This window comes from Cytobacillus sp. MT66 (assembly GCF_058792595.1).
The window spans coordinates 332,526-352,974 of record NZ_JBXAFB010000005.1 but is presented as its reverse complement, the minus strand read 5'-3'; the positions used below and the strand labels follow the sequence as shown (position 1 = coordinate 352,974).

The 20,449-nt window shown below is 37.1% G+C and carries 19 protein-coding genes; 4 read left to right on the top strand and 15 right to left on the bottom strand.

What is annotated here, in order from left to right; genetic code table 11:
* Nucleotides 1–234 precede the first annotated feature (234 nt).
* From AC1Q59_RS12055 to AC1Q59_RS12005, 11 genes are all read right to left on the bottom strand, one after another.
* Entirely contained in the window at nt 235–1,617 is a 1,383-nt protein-coding gene (locus tag AC1Q59_RS12055; protein ID WP_492366062.1) for an aminotransferase family protein, read from the bottom strand.
* Nucleotides 1,618–1,691: 74 nt separating this feature from the next.
* Nucleotides 1,692–2,315 carry a DUF1989 domain-containing protein gene (locus AC1Q59_RS12050; RefSeq protein WP_492366061.1) on the bottom strand — a complete coding sequence of 208 codons (624 nt, stop codon included), beginning with the start codon at nt 2,313–2,315 and terminating at the stop codon, nt 1,692–1,694.
* 33 nt (nt 2,316–2,348) lie between these two features.
* The gene (locus tag AC1Q59_RS12045) at nt 2,349–3,113 is read right to left on the bottom strand and encodes an SDR family NAD(P)-dependent oxidoreductase (protein WP_492366060.1); all 765 of its coding nucleotides are present in this window, start codon (nt 3,111–3,113) and stop codon (nt 2,349–2,351) included.
* Between the two features lie 61 nt (nt 3,114–3,174).
* A complete protein-coding gene (locus AC1Q59_RS12040) occupies nt 3,175–3,948 on the bottom strand; it encodes an ABC transporter permease (RefSeq protein WP_492366059.1) in 774 nt (257 codons plus the stop codon).
* A gap of 1 nt (nt 3,949) precedes the next feature.
* Entirely contained in the window at nt 3,950–4,873 is a 924-nt protein-coding gene (locus AC1Q59_RS12035) for an ABC transporter permease (protein WP_492366058.1), read from the bottom strand.
* 80 nt (nt 4,874–4,953) lie between these two features.
* On the bottom strand, nt 4,954–6,027 hold the full coding sequence (locus AC1Q59_RS12030) for an ABC transporter substrate-binding protein (RefSeq protein ID WP_492366057.1): 1,074 nt from the start codon (nt 6,025–6,027) through the stop codon (nt 4,954–4,956).
* Nucleotides 6,024–7,151, bottom strand: coding sequence for an ABC transporter ATP-binding protein (locus AC1Q59_RS12025; RefSeq protein WP_492366056.1), 1,128 nt, complete (start codon nt 7,149–7,151; stop codon nt 6,024–6,026). The genes AC1Q59_RS12030 and AC1Q59_RS12025 overlap by 4 nt, the downstream gene beginning before the upstream one ends.
* 1,184 nt (nt 7,152–8,335) lie before the next feature.
* The gene (locus AC1Q59_RS12020; protein WP_492366055.1) at nt 8,336–8,824 is read right to left on the bottom strand and encodes a hypothetical protein; all 489 of its coding nucleotides are present in this window, start codon (nt 8,822–8,824) and stop codon (nt 8,336–8,338) included.
* Nucleotides 8,825–9,041: 217 nt separating this feature from the next.
* The gene (locus tag AC1Q59_RS12015; RefSeq protein ID WP_492366054.1) at nt 9,042–10,589 is read right to left on the bottom strand and encodes an AMP-binding protein; all 1,548 of its coding nucleotides are present in this window, start codon (nt 10,587–10,589) and stop codon (nt 9,042–9,044) included.
* Between the two features lie 32 nt (nt 10,590–10,621).
* Nucleotides 10,622–11,383 carry a cyclase family protein gene (locus AC1Q59_RS12010; RefSeq protein WP_492366053.1) on the bottom strand — a complete coding sequence of 254 codons (762 nt, stop codon included), beginning with the start codon at nt 11,381–11,383 and terminating at the stop codon, nt 10,622–10,624.
* On the bottom strand, nt 11,380–12,060 hold the full coding sequence (locus AC1Q59_RS12005; protein WP_492366052.1) for a GntR family transcriptional regulator: 681 nt from the start codon (nt 12,058–12,060) through the stop codon (nt 11,380–11,382). The genes AC1Q59_RS12010 and AC1Q59_RS12005 overlap by 4 nt, the downstream gene beginning before the upstream one ends.
* Before the next feature lie 117 nt (nt 12,061–12,177).
* Between AC1Q59_RS12005 and AC1Q59_RS12000 the strand changes: the two genes are divergently transcribed.
* The 4 genes from AC1Q59_RS12000 (at nt 12,178) to AC1Q59_RS11985 (ending at nt 16,268) form a co-directional block, all read left to right on the top strand.
* Nucleotides 12,178–13,161, top strand: coding sequence for a fumarylacetoacetate hydrolase family protein (locus AC1Q59_RS12000; protein ID WP_492366051.1), 984 nt, complete (start codon nt 12,178–12,180; stop codon nt 13,159–13,161).
* A gap of 23 nt (nt 13,162–13,184) precedes the next feature.
* A complete protein-coding gene (locus AC1Q59_RS11995; protein ID WP_492366050.1) occupies nt 13,185–14,297 on the top strand; it encodes a C4-dicarboxylate TRAP transporter substrate-binding protein in 1,113 nt (370 codons plus the stop codon).
* A 115-nt stretch (nt 14,298–14,412) separates the two neighbouring features.
* Entirely contained in the window at nt 14,413–14,955 is a 543-nt protein-coding gene (locus tag AC1Q59_RS11990; RefSeq protein WP_492366049.1) for a TRAP transporter small permease, read from the top strand.
* A 2-nt stretch (nt 14,956–14,957) separates the two neighbouring features.
* A complete protein-coding gene (locus tag AC1Q59_RS11985; protein WP_492366048.1) occupies nt 14,958–16,268 on the top strand; it encodes a TRAP transporter large permease in 1,311 nt (436 codons plus the stop codon).
* 224 nt (nt 16,269–16,492) lie between these two features.
* Here the strand turns inward: AC1Q59_RS11985 and AC1Q59_RS11980 are convergent, their stop codons facing one another.
* The 4 genes from AC1Q59_RS11980 to AC1Q59_RS11965 all read right to left on the bottom strand — a co-directional run bounded on the left by AC1Q59_RS11980 (nt 16,493) and on the right by AC1Q59_RS11965 (nt 20,436).
* Nucleotides 16,493–17,485 (bottom strand): NADPH:quinone oxidoreductase family protein, encoded by a 993-nt coding sequence (locus AC1Q59_RS11980; protein ID WP_492366047.1) that lies wholly within the window; start codon nt 17,483–17,485, stop codon nt 16,493–16,495.
* 146 nt (nt 17,486–17,631) lie between these two features.
* Nucleotides 17,632–18,408 (bottom strand): enoyl-CoA hydratase/isomerase family protein, encoded by a 777-nt coding sequence (locus tag AC1Q59_RS11975; protein WP_492366046.1) that lies wholly within the window; start codon nt 18,406–18,408, stop codon nt 17,632–17,634.
* 43 nt (nt 18,409–18,451) lie between these two features.
* Nucleotides 18,452–19,615 carry a 3-hydroxyacyl-CoA dehydrogenase gene (locus tag AC1Q59_RS11970; RefSeq protein WP_492366045.1) on the bottom strand — a complete coding sequence of 388 codons (1,164 nt, stop codon included), beginning with the start codon at nt 19,613–19,615 and terminating at the stop codon, nt 18,452–18,454.
* Between the two features lie 35 nt (nt 19,616–19,650).
* Nucleotides 19,651–20,436: an enoyl-CoA hydratase/isomerase family protein gene (locus AC1Q59_RS11965; RefSeq protein ID WP_492366044.1), complete on the bottom strand. Its 786-nt coding sequence runs from the start codon at nt 20,434–20,436 to the stop codon at nt 19,651–19,653.
* Nucleotides 20,437–20,449 lie beyond the last annotated feature (13 nt).

Genomic DNA, 20,449 nt, shown 5'->3' with positions numbered 1-20,449 from the left:
TTGCCTTATCATTTCCTGTAGGGTAATACAAATCCACCATTTGCAATTTTAAATGTGCAGGGAACAGTCACAACGGTAAGACAGATGGTAAATGACGTGACACTGCTCCCCGCATATTTGCATAACATTGTGGGGTACACCATGCTTTTTATATGTTAATTATCATCTTGACGATTCAGAGGTCATTCAAGATCGACAATCGTTACATCTGTCCTGAAACCTGCAGCAATAAGATCAACCGAACTTCTTTTCAAAGGAAGTGATCGAATCATCAATGATATTAATCATTTCTTCGATCTCTTGCTTATTGATGACAAGTGGTGGGGCAATTGCAACAATTTCGCGATTAGAGCCAAGTCCACCCCTAAGGATCAGTTTACGTTCAAAGCATTCATTGACTACGGCAGTACCGGGCTGAATAGAGTCATCAAAAAGTTTGTTGTTGTCTCTATCCTTGTATAGATCAAAAGCTGCTAATAGACCTATCCCCCTTGCGCGCGTAACACTCCAATGATGGTTCTCTAAATACCTTAATCCTGCCTTTAACTCATGTTCCATGTCTTTTACATGGTTGAGAATACCTTCCCTTTCAAGAATTTCGATATTTTTCAATCCGACCGCACAGGCTGTGGGATGTCCGCTATATGTGAAACCGTGGGCAAGAACACCATCATATTCCACGATCGTATTCCGAATTTTTTCGTTCATCATAACTCCACCCAGCTGGGAATAGCCGCTTGTAATCCCCTTCGCAATACACATGAGGTCAGGAACAACATCCCAATTCTCTACACCGAACATTTTTCCAGTACGTCCGAACCCACAGATAACCTCATCGGCAATAAATAATATATCGTATTCATCACAAAGCTTTCGTACAGCTTGTAAATACCCATCTGGAGGGATATGAACTCCTCCTGCTCCTTGTACAGGTTCAATAATGACGGCAGCAATCGTATCCGAACCTTCTTGTTCAACAATACCCCTAATAGAGCCCTCATAATTCGGGTCACTCTTATCTCCCAATTCACAATTAGTTAAATGAGACTTTGCACGAAGCACACCGTCTATATTTGAACCTGAAAAATTATGAAAGGATGGGATAGCTGTTGCCGTTTGCGCAGCAACAGTCACACCATGATAGGCATTTTCTAATGCTATAATTTTGGTTTTATTAGGCTGTCCTCTTAAACTCCAATAAAACCGAGACAACTTGATGGCAGTATCATTTGATTCAGAACCGCCAGAAGTATAAAAAACAGCATTTAAATCACCTGGAGCAATAGATGCTAGTTTATTAGCAAGTTGAATGGCAGGTTCATTGGAGAATCCCTGAAAAGAAGAGGAAAATGCCATTTTTGACATTTGTTCCTTTGCAACTTCGGCAAGCTCTTTTCGACCATGACCTAAGTTCACATTCCAAAGCATAGACATCCCGTCGATATAGGTATCACCATTCGTATTTTTAACTTTAACGCCATTACCTTCAGAAAAAATAATGCTAGAGCCTTGCTCAACTTGTACTTTTGGTGAAGTCGTTGGGTGTAGGTAGTGGTTTTTATCAAGTTCTACCAATTCACTAGTTTTTTGGTTTTGATTTTGAACTTTACCAATCATGGTATGCCTCCTAGTATATTACAGTAATAAAATCTCCATATTTTTATTAAATGATTAAATTAGAACGGTGTGATTCATCTGTATATTTCAACACCCAAGGATTTGCATTTCCCAGCATTAACATCACCTGTTCGAACTGCACATGTGCTTAATCCTATCAAACTATCCATTTCAGCGATAAGTTCTATATAATCATTCATCTTGACAGAAGGTTGTTTTATTTCTATGGACTGATCACTATCAATTTCACTGCGCATAAATACGTTAAAGGGGTCGGGGATATCCAATTGATCTATTCCAAACGGCTTCAATGCCTCATATAAATGCTCATAGCATCCAGTATGAGGGCCTTCTCCTAGCCTTTGTTCAAAAATGTATGTGCTACAAGGTGCAAAAATTAAATCATGATAACCGCATGTGTCATCAACAATCTTAAACATTTTATTCCAAGAATTCGAATATAGGTAATCTCCAGTAGTTATTCGAAAATTCCTTTTATTTTCGACAATAGTTCTAGAAGTAGATAATTTTTCTTTTAGTAACTTTCGATTAAAACAGACGAAATCACCAACTTGTTTTCCCTCAGCTGCCGTTATCCGTATCAGATCCCCTTTATTTAGTTCAAAAGCTTTCCCCGTACTTGGTGGAATAACCACAGCTTCAATCAGGTTTCTTCCCTGTATATTTAGATTATTCACTAACGTACCTCCTCTCTAATAAACCACCCCACTTTATTTGGCTACCTCTCCTCCGTCAACATATAATATATGTCCTGTTACATAAGCAGATGAGTCAGAGGCTAGAAACACAATAGGACCAACCAAATCCTCTGGTTTTCCAATCCTCCCTATTAAAGTCAAGTCCTCCATTTCCTTACGCCTGGTTTTATCTGACAACCATTCTTTTGTCATGGGGGTCTCAAAATAGGCGGGTGCAATTGCATTAACCGTAATATTATGTGGTGCTAATTCAGCCGCCCATACTTTTGTCATCTGGTCAACGCCCCCCTTACTAGCTGCATAACTTGTTTGACGAGGCATCCCAACTGTTCCTAAAGTGGAGGACACATTAATGATCCTGCCTGACTTCTGTTTAATCATTTGCTTGGCAATTTCCCTGCCAACCAAAAATACACCCTTTAAATTTGTCGAGATTACCTTATCCCAATCATCAGTTTCAAGATTTACTAAATATTCACGAACAACCATACCAGCATTGTTTACTAGAATATCTATTTTTGAGAATTCATCAATCGCTTGTTCAACCATTTGTTTTACTTGCACAGTATCTGTAACGTCTGATTGAATAAATAATGCCTTTGACCCCAGCATTTTAATTTCATCAACAGCTTTAATCCCATCCTCTTCATTTCTGCCAGTAATAACAACCTCGGCACCATAATAGGCAAGTGCTTTTGCCATAATTAACCCTAAGCCTTTGGTGCCACCAGTAACTACCGCTACTTTCCCCTTCACATTTAACTCTGGAAAATGCATATGGATCCCCCTTGTTATTCCTAGTAGTGTACTACCTATTTTTTATATACTTTTTAATTTCTTAAATTTGTTCCTTACTTTTCCTATTTCCTAGCAATGATTGGATTATAAACACAATAGCTGTAAATAAAATAAGGAGAGTGGATGTTGCTGCGAGTGTCGGATCAATTGTGGTTCGCATTTGTTCCCACATTACTTTAGGAAGTGTTGGATTTCCTGATCCAGCAATAAATATTGTCACAACCACTTCATCCATTGATGTTATGAATGCAAACAACGCACCTGCAATTACTCCAGGGTATATATTTGGAAGAATAATCTTAAAAAAAACACCCAATGGGGTGGATCCTAAATTTTGTGCTGCCAGTTCGAGGTTTCGATCAAAATTATTAAGACTTGTTAAAACAGTAACAAAAACAAGAGGAATTGCTAACAGACCATGACTCATAACTAAAGCCAATGTACTTCCAACAATATTTATATCCGAATAGAATCGATATAAAGCGATACCCACAACTATTAAAGGGACCATCATTGGTGAAACCATTATAGACATAAATATTGCTTTCCCTTTGAAATTCATACGATAACATGCTAATGAAGCCATTACTCCAATAATTAGAGCCAGAATCATAGAGTAAAGGGCAATTTCTAAACTCCTTAAAATTGAGTCAATCCACACTGAATTTGAAAATAGGTTATAAAACCACTCTAATGAAAATTCCTTAGGAGGGAACACAAAAAAGCGGGATGCGCTAAAAGATAATGGGATAATTATTAAAATTGGCAAAACTAAAAATAGCATGATGAGCCCCACTACTATATATAGCCACATATTAATTCCCTCCTTTACTGAATATGTTTTTCGCAAATAATGATGAAATACCCAGTATTATGATGGTTGAAAGTAATAAAACAACAGATATTGCCGCAGCAAAGTTCCAATTTAAAACTACATTTACTTGATCGGCAATTAACTTTCCTATCATTGTATCGCCGGATCCTCCCAAAAGTGCTGGTGTAATATAGTAGCCAAGAGACATTACGAAAACAATAAAGGATCCAGATATTACCCCAGGCAATGAGAGTGGCAAAAAGACATTCCAAAAAGCCTTTATTGAACTTGAGCCCAGCCCTTGAGCAGCTTGTATTAATCTAAAATCAATTTTATCCATTCCAGAATAGGCAACTAGTATCATATAGGGTAATAGAATATGTGTCATACCAATTACAACACCAATGGTGTTATGCAACATTGTTATTGGTTCGTCGATAAATCCCAGTCCCATTAATATTTGATTAATGAACCCATTGGAACGAAGAACAATCATCCATGAAAATGTACGAACAAGCAGACTAATCCAAAATGATAAAAATATAATCCCGAAAATTAAGTCTTTTAATCTTCTAGATTTCATTTTTGTCATCAAATATGCGACAGGATAGCCTAGGAACAAACACATCAATGTAACATAGAGACTAATCTTAAATGTTTGTAAAAGAACTGTCTGATAAACATCTTGCGTAAAAAACCTTGTAAAATATTGAAAAGTAAAACCCGTTTCATCATAAATGCTTAATTTTAACAATCCAATAAGCGGAATACCAAGCAATAATATGATATAGATTAATGGAATGATAAGTAAAAGCCATTCCATGGATAGCAACTGATTAACTTTTAACGAGGTTGCTCTGTCGCCCATTCTAATCATAGACTTTTGTTTTTCTTTAACATTCGTTTCAATTATATGGACCACCACCTTTTATTAATTCTTCATGAATATATATGCCTAATTGGACAAGGGGATAGAAAATATCTATCCCTGCCAATCGGCAATTTTTATTTAATTAGCCACTGTTGAAATCTTTCATTTACTTTATCAAAATTCTCAAACCACCAACCGGTATCAACTGTTAATTGGGAGTCAGACTGACTTTCAAAATTTTCAATCTCTTTTAGCGCGTCTTTATCCTCAATTAAGTCCTTTGCTTTTGGATTAATTGGTAAATAAGGCATTAAAGTCGCCCAATTCGCAATAGATTCAGCACTTGTTACAAAATCAAGGAATTTCATAGCTAATTCCTTGTTCTTGGTTCCTTTTGGAATTACCCAGGAGTCTCCAACAACAATACTTTCCTTATATTCAATATCAATCGGAGCCCCATCTTCTTTTGCTACAACTACTCTGCCATTCCAAGCATTACCAAGGGGAACCTCACCACTCGCAAGTAACTGTATCGCTTCTTCACCAGCTGACCACCAAATTATGTTATCCTTAATCTTATCTAAACTATTAAATGCCCGGTCTATATCAATAGGATAAATTTCGTCCTTCTTTACCCCATCTGCAAGTAAGGCAATTTCCAGCAACCCGACTGGATAATTCCACATTGTGCGTTTACCAGGATATTTTTCTGTATCCCAAAATTCAGCCCAGGTTTCTGGATGCTCTCCGTTTGGCATCATATCTTTATTGTAGGCAATCGATACTGAATAAATCTCTGCACCAACGCCATATTCATGGGCTAACCATGGTTCCATATTACTTTTATCAACCACGTTATAATCAATTTTCTCTAAAAGGCCCTCTGCTGCTCCCCGATCCACAAATTCAGTTTCTGCTGCAACAACATCCCATTCAACATTACCACTTTCAACCATTGCTTTTAATTTCCCATAATCAGTAGGTGATTCCGTTACTACATCTACTCCATATTCTTTTTCAAAAGGTTCTATGTAGGCTTTTAAACGATTTTTTATTCCCTCACCACCCCAATCAACAATAACCAATTGCTCCTTTTTTTCTGCCTTAGTATCCCCACCCGATTGTGAACTTGTTTCTTTATTTCCGCTACATGCAGTAACCAACAACAACATAAATATCAACATAATTACTAAACTTTTTTTTCTCACAATTCATCCCCCGTACTCTTATTATTTTTTTCATATATTAGGATGGCATCATCTGTACTCCAACCTACCGTGATCTTGTCTCCAAGTGACAGGGATTCTCCTTCAGCAACTGACAACTTTATGTTTAATTCTAACCCCTGGAAGTCCGCCTTAATTTTGATTGCTTCCCCAAGATATACCTTTTCAATTACCTCAACATTTATTAGTGAATCTAATTGATTATCTCCTCCAGATAACTTAATATTTTCTGGACGGACAGCAACAAATACTTCGTTCTTTTTTTCTCTTCTATATTGTTCCAATGAAAACTCAGTTGCTTTTGCCCCAATAATATGGTTATCACCTATCCTTACACGAGATATATTAGTATCCATTTCTAAGAGGTGGCCTTCAAATATGTTGTTTTCACCTAGAAATGAGGCGACAAATAGGCTATTTGGGTACCGATATAAATTTGTTGGTGTATCAATCTGTACAATTTCACCGTCCTTCATGACACAAATTCTGCTAGACATTGTGAGCGCTTCTTCTTGATCATGTGTGACAGCAATCGTTGTCGCTCCCACATACCTATGTATTCTTATCATCTCTTGTTGCATTTGTTTTCTTAAATTTTTATCGAGTGCTGATAGTGGTTCGTCTAATAGCAAAAAAGGAGGATTAAAAACAATAGCCCTTGCTAACGCTACCCTTTGTTGTTGTCCACCCGATAGTTGCTTGGGGAATCTATCCCTATATCCCTTCAAATCAACTAATTCTAATATTTGATCTACTTGATGATTGATTTGTTCCTTTTTAATTTTCCTATTTTTTAAGGGGTAGGCGATATTATTGAACACAGTCATATGTGGGAAAAGGGCGTAATTCTGAAATAGCATCCCAATATTTCTTTCATTTGGCTTCTTTCTGGAAACATTTTGATTATCTATTTGAATATTTCCATTACTTAACTTTTCAAAGCCTGCTATAAGTTTTAATAGAGTTGTTTTCCCGGAACCGCTTGGTCCTAAGATTGTTAAAAATTCCCCTTTTACAACCTTAAGGTTAATACTTTTTAAGGCTTTAAAGTCTTTATAAAACTTTGTAACATTTTCAAGTTCTAAGCCATAGCTTATCTTTTCCATTTTTACCCTCCTTGAACTTAAAATGGTTTATTATCTAAATATTATGAATTCTTTCGGCATCATAGGTTTATCTTCACCCCTCCTTTGTAATGTGTAATAATTTATAAGCAGACCAAGCCTTTATTAAACTTATCTTCTATAGGGAATATTTGTACCTATATATTTCTAGAACTCAATCCCTTAGAAAATAAACAGAAAAAAATTCTGCCATAGTTTTTTGAAATCGTTTATAAGTGAATACTTTGGCAGAAAAGAAATGCTCGCGAAATGCACTAAAAAACCCAAATTCAAGATTTCTCAATAAAGTATTGGGGAAACTTCTTTGACATAAAGGGCATGTTCTCATCTATCAAAGATCATACTGAAGAAGTTATAGCGCCTTAGAGATAAGTCTACCCTCAACACGTTTTTGGAAGTTTAAGGAACTTATTAAAAGGTAAGCGAAACAATATTGCTTATTTAATCTCTATAAATTTTGGCTATAAAAAATAGTGGTTTTAATGAATTGACTTCATCTCAGTTGGAAGGTGTTTTTTCACTTGTTATCTAATCATGGAGGAGAAAATATACACCACGTATAGAAATAAAATAGTTTTAACGTATCTTACGTCTTGTTGTGAGTGCCTATTTTTCTTAACAATTGTTATACTTTTAGGAAGATAGAAGGCTGTAGACGGTGGGCTTGGACATCAATTTTCATTAAAAATCTCACTTAATGTCCATTCACCTTTTTCAATAGTTATCAATTAACTCAACAGTAAAATCGAATCTGTTTGACTGCTTATTACCGAATAAACTAAAGTATTTTAGTATCTTCATACTATAATTATACAAAAAGAGCTTTATGTACGATTTTAACCAATTATAATTGAATATTTCATAGCTTGTCAATGTAGAATTCAGAAAATTGTAAAATATAAAATGTATTCTGAAAACTATGTTTTCCTTCGGAGACTAGATTAGGATATTTATCAAACTCGTAAAATAGGTTTTGGCAAGAAAATGGCTTAAGGGATTAAGTGCTTATGTGGAGGGGTGTTCTTTCCCTTTTTTTTTCATTGAAAAAGTTTTACAAAGGAATTCAACTTATTCTCTGGATAAAAATTAAATGCTCCCAGGGCCCGCTAATACACGGAGACGTTTCCCCAGTTTTAAAACCTCGAACCGCCCCCGTATTTAAGCCATTAATTAAGATACCTTCCTAAAATCTCCTTAAAAAGCAAATTTAAGTCTTTGCTTTTCTGCTCCTTCAGCCATTCCACCTGGTCAATGGGCAAGTTTAATTTAAGTGTAATTTTTTCATTAGGCATTTCTACTTTCCTGATATCCTCTAATGTAATGCCCTCTTCAATATCCGGAAATGATAGATTATCTTCACTTACACAATGGATGCCCTCATAGCTTTCTTCCTCATCCAGCTCACAAAATAAAGTAATCCGGGGCAGCTTTCCCGGCACCGATTTTAGAAACATAAAGGAATTAATAACTCTTCCATCCCCCAACTCTATCTCTGCTATCAGACTTTCCCGATCTCTATATTTTTTTAACGTAACCTCGCTTACAATCATATCCACTTCCAAAGTGCTTCCGGAAGGGGATTCAAAAATATAGATGGCACTTTTAAATGTGTAGATCGTTTCCCCGTCGATGATGATCGATTTTACACCAACCATACTTCTTCCTCCAAAAATTTATGATATAAACTAATCATATCAGAAATTACAAGGCAGGTAACGACCTCATCCCGCTTCCATTCACCAAACACGAAAAAAACCTTCTATATAATAATAGATTTACAAGTAATTGCAAAAAGGACACAGGGACAGGCACTTTGTCCTTCACCCAAATAGAGGGGAAAGGATGGACACGGTGCCTGTCCCCCCGTCCATGCTATTTACGAAGTTTATGTTTTTGGATTTTTCCCACTGAGGTACGCGGGAAGTCTGGGACAAATTCAATGAATTGTGGGACTTTAAATTTGGAAAGCCTTTCTTCGCAAAATGTGATTATGTCATTTTGGGTAATGTGCTGATGGCTCTCTTTTCGAATCACAAATGCTTTTATGGCTTCATCCCGTAATTCATCTGGGACACCGATGACTGCACAATCAAAAACTCCAGTGTGCTCCTTTATCGTATCTTCGACCTCTCGTGTTGCTACATTCTCTCCGGAACGCTTAATCATATCTTTTAATCGGTCCTCAAAGAAAAAATATCCCTCTTCATCAAAAGACACATTATCTCCTGTAAAAAGCCATCCATCTTTAATGGTTTCATTCGTGGCTTTTTCATTTTGGAAATAACCCTTCATGATGGTACGCCCAGGAATTCCTTTAACAATCAATTGCCCCGTTTGTCCAGGTAATACTTCGATTCCATATTCATCTATAACCTTAACTTCATATCCTAAGGCAGGTTTTCCAATCCCTTGATTTTTCCTTTTTCCATCGATCGGATTGATCAAAGGAGTTCCTATGGTTTCCGTCATTCCATACAGTTGTATCAGTTTTGTTTTATATCTATCCTCTAATAGGGACACCTGGTCTTTCGTTAACGTTTGTGCGAACATGATTAAACGTAATGGATTCTCCCTATCCAGCGGATCGTATTCCTTTGCCAAAATCATGCGAAGCGGTGCTGCAAATAGGGAGCCTACTGTAGCGTCTAAACGTTTGGCTTGTTTGAAATATCTTGATGCACTAAATCGTTCAACCAACGCAATACTCCCGCCAACTGTTAGAGCCGACATGGTTGAGTAATATTGTGCATTCCCATGAAACAATGGAAGAGAAATAAATTGTCTATCCTCAGGTGACAATCTAATAGACTTGGACATTACTTCACCTGCAAATAAATAATTTGCATGGGTAATCATACAAGCTTTGGGAAGAGAAGTGGTTCCGGAGGTATACAACATGGCTGCGACGTCTTCTCCATCCATTTTTTCAAAAGGGATATGTGAATTTACCTGTGCCATCAATTTTTCTAGATTTATTTCTTCATTTTCTTTGGACTGGCAATGGACTAACAGGATGTCTCGAAGCTTTGAAAGGTTTGGTCTGATGCTTTGAAACTTTCTAAGATGAATTTCTTCGGTTACCACCAAAACCGAGTTGGAATGCTCTATGATATATTCCATTTCTTTTTCAGGTGATTGCGGGTTCGTGGGTACCATAATGGCTCCTATATAGGAAAGGGCAAACCACGCTATTAAAAACTCCGGACCATTCGTTAGATGAAGTGTAACGGCATCCCCCTTCCCCACACCCTTTTCTTTAAAAACAATACCCATTTGAATCACTTTAGCAGTAAATTCAGAATAGGTGTATGAAGTTAAATGTTCGTTAATATCTTCGAAAAATAACAAGTGCTTCTCAGGATGTTCAGCCGTTAATTCGAGCAACAACTCCGGTAATGTACGTTTCCCGATTATATCCATGTAACCGCCTCATTTAAAAAATATTTAACAGACTATTCAATAATAGCCACGGTACGAGCCCAGCCTCCACTTGCACCAGCAATCTTAATCGGGAAAGTAATGACCTTAAATCCTGTTGGATTAGGAAGCTGATCAAGATTTGCCAGCTTTTCAATTTGGCAATATTCAAGTTTCTTTCCTACATAGTGGGACTCCCAGATGATACTAGGGTCTCCGGTTTCTTTATACATTTGTGCAGATACTTTAAAAGGGACGTCCCAACCGTAACCATCAGTTCCCATAACCTTTATCCCCTGTTCAATGAGATAGCGTGTTGCTTCTGCACTAGCTCCGGGATGGATATCCCCATATCCTGGTTCAAAAATTTTCTTATCACAGTCAGTGCGAATAAGAACAATTTCACCAGGAGATAGGACATGACCAATTCTATTTAACTCGTTGATGATATCCTCTTTTGAGATTTGTTCCCCCGCTTTTTTCCATGTGAAATTTAATAGAACACCTGGTCCATAAAACCATTCTAATGGACACTCATCAATCGTTTTAGATTTATTCTCACCGGTTTTATCCCAATAATGGTAGGGGGCATCTACATGGGTTCCCGTATGTGTCGTAAGGGTCACCGTTTCAGTTGCCCATGCCCTTTGTTCTGGCCATTCACTCGGAGAAATTCCAAACAGTTGAGCCGCACGTTCCACTGTTTGATCATGGTTTGAATACTTAATGTCTGGTGGCGTAGGGTCCTGTGTTCTTGAATCTAACGGCACACTTAAATCAATAATTTTAGCGTTCATATCATTTCTTCCTCCTCTATCCCCATCTTATCTTCATTTAACTCTTTGGCTAATTCAATGACTTGCTGAAAGCCCCGCTTTTTATGCTGGATCATTAGCTTTTCAGCCAAATCCGAATCACCAGACATAAGCGCTTCCAAAATTTGTTCATGTTCTTTTATAGAAAGCTTCATACTCTCTTTGTCAACAAACATATTGGGATATCTTTTCGAAAGATTCCATAAATCACTAATCATTGTGATCAGTCTGGCATTATTAGAATGCTGATAAATGGATTCGTGAAACAAGCGATTCCAATAGGGATATTCATGCTGATTCCCCTCTTTATAACAAGCTATTGAACTATTTAGTATGTTCCTTAGTTCTTTAAAATGATTATTTGATAAATTATCAATTGCCAGCTTTGTTGCTAAGCCTTCTAAATTAATTCTTATTTCGGAAATATTTAGGATATCCTCTCTTGATAAACTGCTAACAACCGAACCAGAATTAGCCTTGAGTATGACTAATCCGTCTTGAGCTAGCCGCTGTATCGCCTCCCTAATCGGAATCTCACTAACTTCGAATTGCTTTGCCAAATGGGAAATGATCAGTTTTGTTCCTGGTTTTATCCCCCCTTCTATAATCTCATCAGCCAGCTGAGCATAAACCCTATCTGTTTTTGTAGACCTTGCCATTTCCTCACTCCTACTACCTAAGTAACGAAAATTTAAAAATAATATACTTCCCAGTTAATATATATTTTTAGCCATCATATATTATCACTGTAATCAAATATTTTAGGGGGAGAAGAAATGAAACTAGTTCGATTTATTCCAAAATGTTTAGGTATACCACCACGTATTGGTGTTTTGCAAAAAAATATAGTGGTTGACCTTGCCGCGAGCTTTCGGGCTTATTTATACGCAAGGACTTTAAGTTCGAAAGAAGGTGCCTATCGCCTGGCCGATACCCTGCTGCCTGGAAAAATGCTGGAATTCATCGAAAACGGCCCCCTCTCCATGGAGGCAGCTCACAACGCATTACAATTTATTAAAGAAGAGGGTGAAACCAATGTATTAGGGGAAAAAACAACTTTTCTAGAGGAGGACGTGCGGTTATTATCCCCAATTGAAAAATCTTATAGTTTAAGAGACTTCTTATCATTTGAATTACATTTAAAAAATGCAAGAGCCCGCCGGGGAAAGGAAGTTCCTTCTGTTTGGTATGAAATACCGATTTATTACAAAGGAAATGTATCTTCCATTGTAGGACCGGAAGATGCGATTGAATGGCCTTCTTATTCTAATTTCATGGATTACGAGTTAGAAATGGCCTGTATCATCGGAAAAAGCGGAAAGAATATTAGTAAAGAAGAAGCTGAGGATCATATTTTCGGATACACAATTATGAATGACTTCAGTGCCCGTGATATGCAATTTAAAGAGACTGAAGGCGGACTTGGGCCAGCCAAAGGCAAGGACTTTGCAACGGCTTTCGGGCCATATATCATCACAAAGGATGAACTGCCTGATCCCTATCATTTAAGAATGACAGCAAAAATAAACGGGGAGCTATGGTCTGATGGCAACTCCAATTCCATGTATCGTAAGTTCACCGATATGATTGCCTACGCCTCCCAGGATGAAAATATATCAGCCGGGGATATATTTGGCTCCGGCACCGTAGGAAATGGCTGTGGATTAGAATTGGGCAAACAACTAAAAGACGGAGACATCATCGAATTAGAAATAGAACATTTAGGAGTACTGAAAAACCAAGTTTTCACTAAAAAATAAAAACCTTTTAAGGAGGAATAGCGATGAAAAAATGGATGTCTGCGCTATCAATTATTCTAGTTGGTATATTCATGCTGGTTGGATGTTCCAGCAGCAATGAACAAACAAGTACTCAAAATGAGCAAAGTAAACCAAGTGAAACAAGTGACCAAAACAAAGCTGAAACTAAGACAATCACATTAAAATCAAGTATTCAATCCCCGCCAAAAGCCCATTTATCTCGAGGCTTTGATGCCTTTTTAGATGAAGTGGAAAAGATTAGTGATGGTCAAATAAAATTTGAAAGATATTATTCTGAAACCTTAGCAAAAGCAGCGGACCAATTAAATGCTCTATCAACTGGAATTGCTGATATTTCCATGTTTGTTCCTACCTATACACCAGGTAAAATACCATTAGCAACTGTCTCCTCTAATCCTGCTCTATGGGCTGATTCTTGGGTTGGTTCAAAAGCTTACAATGAAATATACCACACAGTTCCTGAACTCCAAAAAGAATTAGAAGGTCAAAATGTAAAATTCGTCAGTCAATACGCCACACCAACTTATTACATTATTTCTAATAAACCCGTTAATAGTCTAGAAGATGTAAAAGGATTAAAAGTCATAGCTACTGGCCAGTTAGGTGTTCTAGCCCAGCATTTAGGGGCTGCCCCTGTAGGAATTCCAATTACCGAATCCTTTGAAGCAATGGAACGCGGCACCGTTGACGCAGTATTTTATGGTGTAACATCTGCAGCAACATACGGCTTGGAACAGTCTGCAAAGTATGTTTGGAAGCTTCCTGTTGGGGGTTCCGCCGGAATTATCGGCTTTAACATAAACACATGGAATTCAATTCCAAAAGATCTTCAGGATAAGATCATGGAAATTGGAACAGAGGTTCATCCAAATAAATTCCATGAAATCTATCAGATTCAGGGAGATGAGGAAGCATTACAAAAATTCATCGATGCAGGCGCTACCATTACAGAAGCTAGCGAAGAGGATTTAAACAAATTAAAAGAAATTGCTAGGAATGAAATATGGTCTGAATGGGTGAAGGATGCAGAGTCTAAAGGCCTTCCTGGACAAAAGGTATTTGATGCATTTACCGAAAGCATAAACAAATTTGAACAAGAAAACCCTTATAAATAAGTAATCATGCTGAAATTTTAACGAAGGTCTGTCATAAAGAAGTGAACACTTTATTACTGAAGTTAAAGTGTTCACTTCAAAATTATCTAGTGGTCAACAAAGGGGTGATTCTAAATTGAAAAATTTTATTATGAAAACGGATGCAGGATTAAGAAAGTTAGAACTAGTCTTGGTCTGGATATCCGGAGCTATCATTCTATTTATGATGACATTAATTTCTATTGATGTTCTACTGCGATATGTATTTAATAGCCCCTTAAAAGGCGGCTTTGAATTAATCCAATTCTTATTTATAGGGGTAGTATTCTTTGGTATTTCCTATGTTCAAGGAGTTAAAGGTCATATCCAGATTGATATTGGTACGAAGTGGATGTCACCAAAACTACTTAAGTTACTGGATATAATTGGCTATATCATTGCCATATTTATCGTAAGCATTATTGTTTACCAGACAGGAGTAGAAGCATGGCGATCCTTCGTTTCAGGTGATTATAGTATGGGGATTATCCAATATCCATTATGGCCTTCAAAAAGTGTAATCCCAATAGGGGCTTTTGTTTTATGGTTCCGTTTAATTGTTGATATCATCAGTAAAATTTTAAATTTACATTTAGTAAGTCCGAAAGAAGAAATTGAACCAACAAAGAAGGTGGTGTAAAGATGGAACTCTCACCGGAGTTAATTGGATCTATAGGAGTAATCGGGCTATTAATCCTGTTGTTTTTAAAAATACCAATTGCATATGTTTTGGCTTTTGTTGGGTTTATTGGCTATTGGTTGATTAGCGGCCTTAGTCAGGCGATGAGTATTACGGGAATGACTTTTTATTCTACAATTGCTTCTTACAGCTTTAGCGTTGTTCCTCTCTTTTTAATCATGGGGTATTTTGCATTCCATACAGGAATGATCACCAACCTGTTTTCAGCTGCAAGAAAAGGAATCGGACATATTCCAGGAGGATTGGCACTGGCAACGATTGCTGGCGGTGCAGGATTCGGAGCAGTTTCAGGTTCTGGAATTGCTTCAACTGCTACTTTAGCGAGAGTTACCATCCCCGAAATGGTTAAGGGAGGAGTGGACCGAAAACTTGCCTATGGAGTAGTGGCATCCGCGGGGCCACTTGCTCAAATGATCCCGCCAAGTATCATGATGGTCATGTATGCAATCATTGCTGAACAGCCAGTTGGCGCACTATTAATTGGAGGAATATTACCAGGTGTTTTAACAGCATTGGCCTATATGATGATGGTTTACATTCGAGTAAAAATAAATCCATCACTTGCACAACCGGTTAAGAGAGCCTCATGGGGGGAAAGAATATCCTCGTTAAACGGGCTTAAAGGGTTTCTATTTCTTGGAATCATTATTATCGTGGGCATTTATACTGGGATATTTACACCAACAGAAGCCGGAGCAGTTGGCGCTTTTGTAGCTTTTCTCATGCTGCTTTTTCAGAAAAAGTTAACTAGGGCGGCGCTAAGAGACTCTATTATAGAGACGGTCAAAACTACAAGTATGGTATTTTTCATTGTAGCCAGTGCATTCCTTTTCGGGAACTTTCTAGGAATTACTCGCTTACCTACACACATTTCAACCTTCTTAACAGAACTCCCAGTACCCCCAATAATTATATTAATTGGAATAGTCATCATGTATCTCATTTTGGGAATGTTCATTGATATGCTGGCGGCAATGTTTCTCACGTTACCGATTATTCTGCCAGCTATAGAGGCATTAGGTTTTGATTTAGTATGGTTTGGTGTTCTGCTTGTATTCTTAGCAGAAGTAGCCCTAGTCACCCCGCCCTTTGGAATAAGCCTTTTTATTATTAAAGGAACCCAAGAAAATAGTGACTATAAAGAAATAGTACAGGGATGTATGCCATTTATTTTTGTAGATCTAGTGATGATCGCACTATTTATCGCATTCCCATGGATCATAACATTTCTGCCAAGTTTAATGGGCGGTTAATTTAAGGACACAGGGACAGGCACTTTGTCCTTCACCCAAATAAAGGGTAAAGGATGGACACGGTGCCTGTCCCCCCGTCCTTATAGATAAAAGCTTATCATATCAGAAATGGTTGGGTACTTCTCCCTTCAAGAGCGCCGCTTACCTTACTAAAAATCACCCAGCTCATAATTGGCGGCTTTGCAAAAAGACTGTGCTTTATTCACACAGCCTTTTAATATTTTTTAAATTCGTACTATAACCCGGCCTTTTGATTGTCCTTTTAAAATTCGTGGTAAATACTCTGGGAGTTCTTCAAGTGTAATTTCCGATTGAACTGTATCTGAAAGGTTGGCTGGTTTTAAGTCAGTTGCCATTCGACTCCAAATATTCTTACGGGTTTCCATTGGACAATAGACAGAGTCAATACCAAGTAAATTAATACCTCGTAAAATGAATGGAAATACAGTGGCAGGAACACTGGTCCCGCCCGTTAACCCACTAACTGCAACAGAACCGTTGTAACTTATTTTACTTAAGATTGCTGCAAGGGTTTCACCGCCAACAGGGTCTATGGCTCCGGCCCACAGCTGTTTATCCAACGCTCTTATTTTCCCGTTATTTACATCTTCACGTGAAATAATCTCATTTGCACCTAATTGATATAAATAATCATGTTGTTCACGTTTTCCGGTACTAGCGACAACAAAATACCCTTTTTTTGCAAGCATCGAAACAGCCATGCTTCCTACTCCACCAGTTGCACCCGTAACAAGTACCTTGCCTTTGTCTGGAGCTAAACCGTGTTCTTCCAAGCTATCTATTGAAAGAGCTGCTGTAAAGCCAGCTGTACCAAAAATCATAGCTTCTTTTAAGGTCATTCCAGCTGGTAAAGGAACAATCCAATCCCCAGGGATACGTGCATATTCACTGTATCCACCAAAATGTGAAACCCCAATTTCATAGCTTGTCGCAATCACTGGATCCCCTTCCTTGTAACGGGAATCATCAGAAGAAACCACAGTTCCTGCTAAATCAATTCCTGGAATAAAGGGATATGATTTCACTATTTTCCCATCAGGAATACTTGTTAGTCCATCTTTATAATTAATCCCAGAATACTCAACTTTTATCAATACGCCCTCATTCGGAAGGTCATTTAGTGAGAGATTTTGAATATTAACGGAAAAGCTATTATCAGTCTTGTTTACTATTAACGCTTTAAACTGTTCTTTCATGAAAACAACTCCTGTTTAATAGGTATCAAGTTATTCATAGGAGAGAGGTAAGGGATAAATTCAACATAGAAAAACTCAGCCAATCCTAATACTACATAACCATTTGGGATTGACTAGATGAAAATACAGTATTTATAAATACATGATTATCTACCTTTAAAGACAGGTTTCCTTTTCTCCAAAAATGCTGAGGCACCTTCATATTTATCTTGAGTTGTGAAAAGTATGCTTTGTGCAAATTTTTCTAAAACTAGAGCAGTTTCCATATTGGTGTCGGCTCCCACATTAATAGCTACCTTCGCTAACCTTAAGGATAGTGGGCCCTTTTTTGTTATTTTCATAGCCATTTCAATAGCTGAATCTAATAATTGACTTGGTGGAACAACCTTATTGACTAATCCAATTTTTTCGGCACATTCAGCTGTTAATATATCCCCTGTAAATATTAATTCCTTTGCTTTTCCTTTGCCTACTAATCTTGATAATCTCTGTGTTCCTCCGGCACCAGGGATAATTGCTAAATTTAGTTCTGGCAATCCCATTTTAGCGTTCTCTGAAGCTATTCGTATATCACATGCCATTGCTAATTCACAGCCGCCTCCAAGAGCATACCCATTTATAGCAGCAATAGTAGGCTTTTCGTAATTTTCGATTTGATAGTATAATCCGGACATACCCGGCTCCAATATTTCAAGGAAGTCCCTATCCCTTAATGCAGCAATATCAGCGCCTGCGGCAAAAGACTTTTCCCCCGAACCGGTAAAAATGACAACTTTTACATCAGTTATTTTCCCTAACTCTTCAAGAGCTTGTTTAATTTCATTTACCGTATCAAGGTCAAGAGCATTCCGTACTTCTGGTCTATTTATACTTATTATGCCAATATTATCTTTAATCTCTAGTAGGATATTATTATAATTCAATACTTTTTCCTCCCCTATATAAAGAAATCAGCTTGCTAAAATATCATGTTACATTTATAATGGATTTAAAATTATTTTCTAAAAGCTTTGTTGGTCTAAATATTTCTTTATTATATTTATCAGCCAAATGATTTAATCGATTAATAATTATATCAGCGTCAAAGTCTTTACATGTTTCGAATGGCCCTTTTTTATCAGATGTCCCTAAAACCATAGCAGTATCAATATCTTTTGCTGTGGCTATACCTTCTTCTATTAATTTACAGCCTTCATTTAACTTAATATATTGGATATCATACCTGTCTATTTGATCTGTATTTTTAGTCAAATCTATTGTTGGTCTACCCTGTGACCAATCATAAAATCCTTTGCCAGTTTTTTTACCCAATTCTCCGTTTTTTATTTTTTCTTCAAGGCTCTTAAAAGGTCCAAAATCTGGATGAAGATGATCTGCCCGATAAATTGAGGAATAATAAACTGTGTCTGCTCCAACATAATCAATTAATTCAAAAGGCCCCATAGGATCGCCCTGTTTTTTGAAATAGGAGTCTATTTCCTCCGGAGTTGAATATCCATTATCAACAATTGAACCTAGGTAAACTCGTGCAGGGGCATTTATTCTGTTAACAATAAACCCAGGAGAATCTTTTTCCACACGAACCGGAACTTTATCCAATCTTTTACATAAGTCATAGGAAATCTCCATGGCTTCGTCTGAAGACTGTTCTCCCCTTATTACCTCAACCAGTTTCATTAATACAACGGGATTAAAAAAATGTACACCTACTATTCTGTTAGAAAACTCAATCTCCTTAGCAATTTCTGAAATACTCATATTAGAAGTATTAGAAGCTAAAATCGTATTTGATGAGGTACTTTTTGCTAGTTTTTTAAATACATCTTTTTTTATTTCAAAAACTTCAGGCACAGCTTCAATTACAAACTGTACATTTCTTACTGCATTTTCTAAGTTTGTTGTAGGATTTAGAGAAGTTTTACAAAATTCATAGGTTTGATTAGTTATTTTGTTTTTCATCAAAAATTTATCTAAGCTGTTGTAAATTCGTTGAACACCTCTATCAAGATACTCCTCTTTTGTATCATAGAGATTTACTGGAATACCTGCCATTAAAGCTGCTTGTGCAATTCCGTGGCCCATTTCTCCAGCACCAATAACAGCTATATTCCGAATATCTTCAGCTTTCACAATTAGGTATCTCCTTCCATAATGGTTCAATATTTTTATTTACCTATAAAGCTTGGTTCCCGTTTCTCAATAAAGGCCTTTTTGCCCTCATCATGGTCAAAAGTATTGTACATTATAGCTGTAATATATCGCTGATAATCTATTGATCTCTCTAAAGAAGAACCAATACTTTGGTTAATTGCCTTTTTCATCATACCTAATTGTCCGGTAGCAGCCTTCGAAAATCGAACTGCCCAATCCCTTACAGCCTTGTCAAGATCCTCTATGTTTGTTACATAGTTAACAATCCCCATTTTATGAGCCTCTTCAGCTGAGAACATATCACCAGTAAATAAAATTTCACAAGCTTTTTGGTATCCTACCATTTGAGGTAATAGCGCTGTGCCACCTAATAACCCTCTTTTAGCAAACACTAGCCCAAATTTTGTATCCTTCGCAGCAATAATCATATCGCATGAAAGAGCAAGATCACACCCAGCACCTAAAGCAAAGCCGTGCACCTGAGCAATAACTGGTTTATTAATATTTCTTAATTCTAAAATAATACGTGTATAGCCCAATTCTGAACGCTTTAAGGGTGAATCCTCAGGTAGAGGTGTTCTGATTGTACCCATTCCCTTTAAATCATCACCTGCACAAAATGCCTTTCCATTCCCATTTATAACAATCACTCGTACATTGTCATTATTTTTACTATCAGAAATAACCATTTCAAATTCATCTAGTACATCGTAATTTATTGCATTCAGTGCATTTGGGCGATTAAGTGTAATGGTCCGAATACCTTCTTGGTCATTTACCAGTAAATTTGATAGTTCCAAGTATATACACCTC

Excerpts from the sequence above, each read along its gene's own strand:
- AC1Q59_RS12055 (WP_492366062.1), bottom strand. The coding sequence starts at position 1,617 with ATGATTGGTAAAGTTCAAAATCAAAACCAAAAAACTAGTGAATTGGTA.
- AC1Q59_RS12045 (WP_492366060.1), bottom strand. The coding sequence starts at position 3,113 with ATGCATTTTCCAGAGTTAAATGTGAAGGGGAAAGTAGCGGTAGTTACT.
- AC1Q59_RS12040 (WP_492366059.1), bottom strand. The coding sequence starts at position 3,948 with ATGTGGCTATATATAGTAGTGGGGCTCATCATGCTATTTTTAGTTTTG.
- AC1Q59_RS12025 (WP_492366056.1), bottom strand. The coding sequence starts at position 7,151 with ATGGAAAAGATAAGCTATGGCTTAGAACTTGAAAATGTTACAAAGTTT.
- AC1Q59_RS12020 (WP_492366055.1), bottom strand. The coding sequence starts at position 8,824 with ATGGTTGGTGTAAAATCGATCATCATCGACGGGGAAACGATCTACACA.
- AC1Q59_RS12015 (WP_492366054.1), bottom strand. The coding sequence starts at position 10,589 with ATGGATATAATCGGGAAACGTACATTACCGGAGTTGTTGCTCGAATTA.
- AC1Q59_RS12010 (WP_492366053.1), bottom strand. The coding sequence starts at position 11,383 with ATGAACGCTAAAATTATTGATTTAAGTGTGCCGTTAGATTCAAGAACA.
- AC1Q59_RS12005 (WP_492366052.1), bottom strand. The coding sequence starts at position 12,060 with ATGGCAAGGTCTACAAAAACAGATAGGGTTTATGCTCAGCTGGCTGAT.
- AC1Q59_RS12000 (WP_492366051.1), top strand. The coding sequence starts at position 12,178 with ATGAAACTAGTTCGATTTATTCCAAAATGTTTAGGTATACCACCACGT.
- AC1Q59_RS11995 (WP_492366050.1), top strand. The coding sequence starts at position 13,185 with ATGAAAAAATGGATGTCTGCGCTATCAATTATTCTAGTTGGTATATTC.
- AC1Q59_RS11985 (WP_492366048.1), top strand. The coding sequence starts at position 14,958 with ATGGAACTCTCACCGGAGTTAATTGGATCTATAGGAGTAATCGGGCTA.
- AC1Q59_RS11980 (WP_492366047.1), bottom strand. The coding sequence starts at position 17,485 with ATGAAAGAACAGTTTAAAGCGTTAATAGTAAACAAGACTGATAATAGC.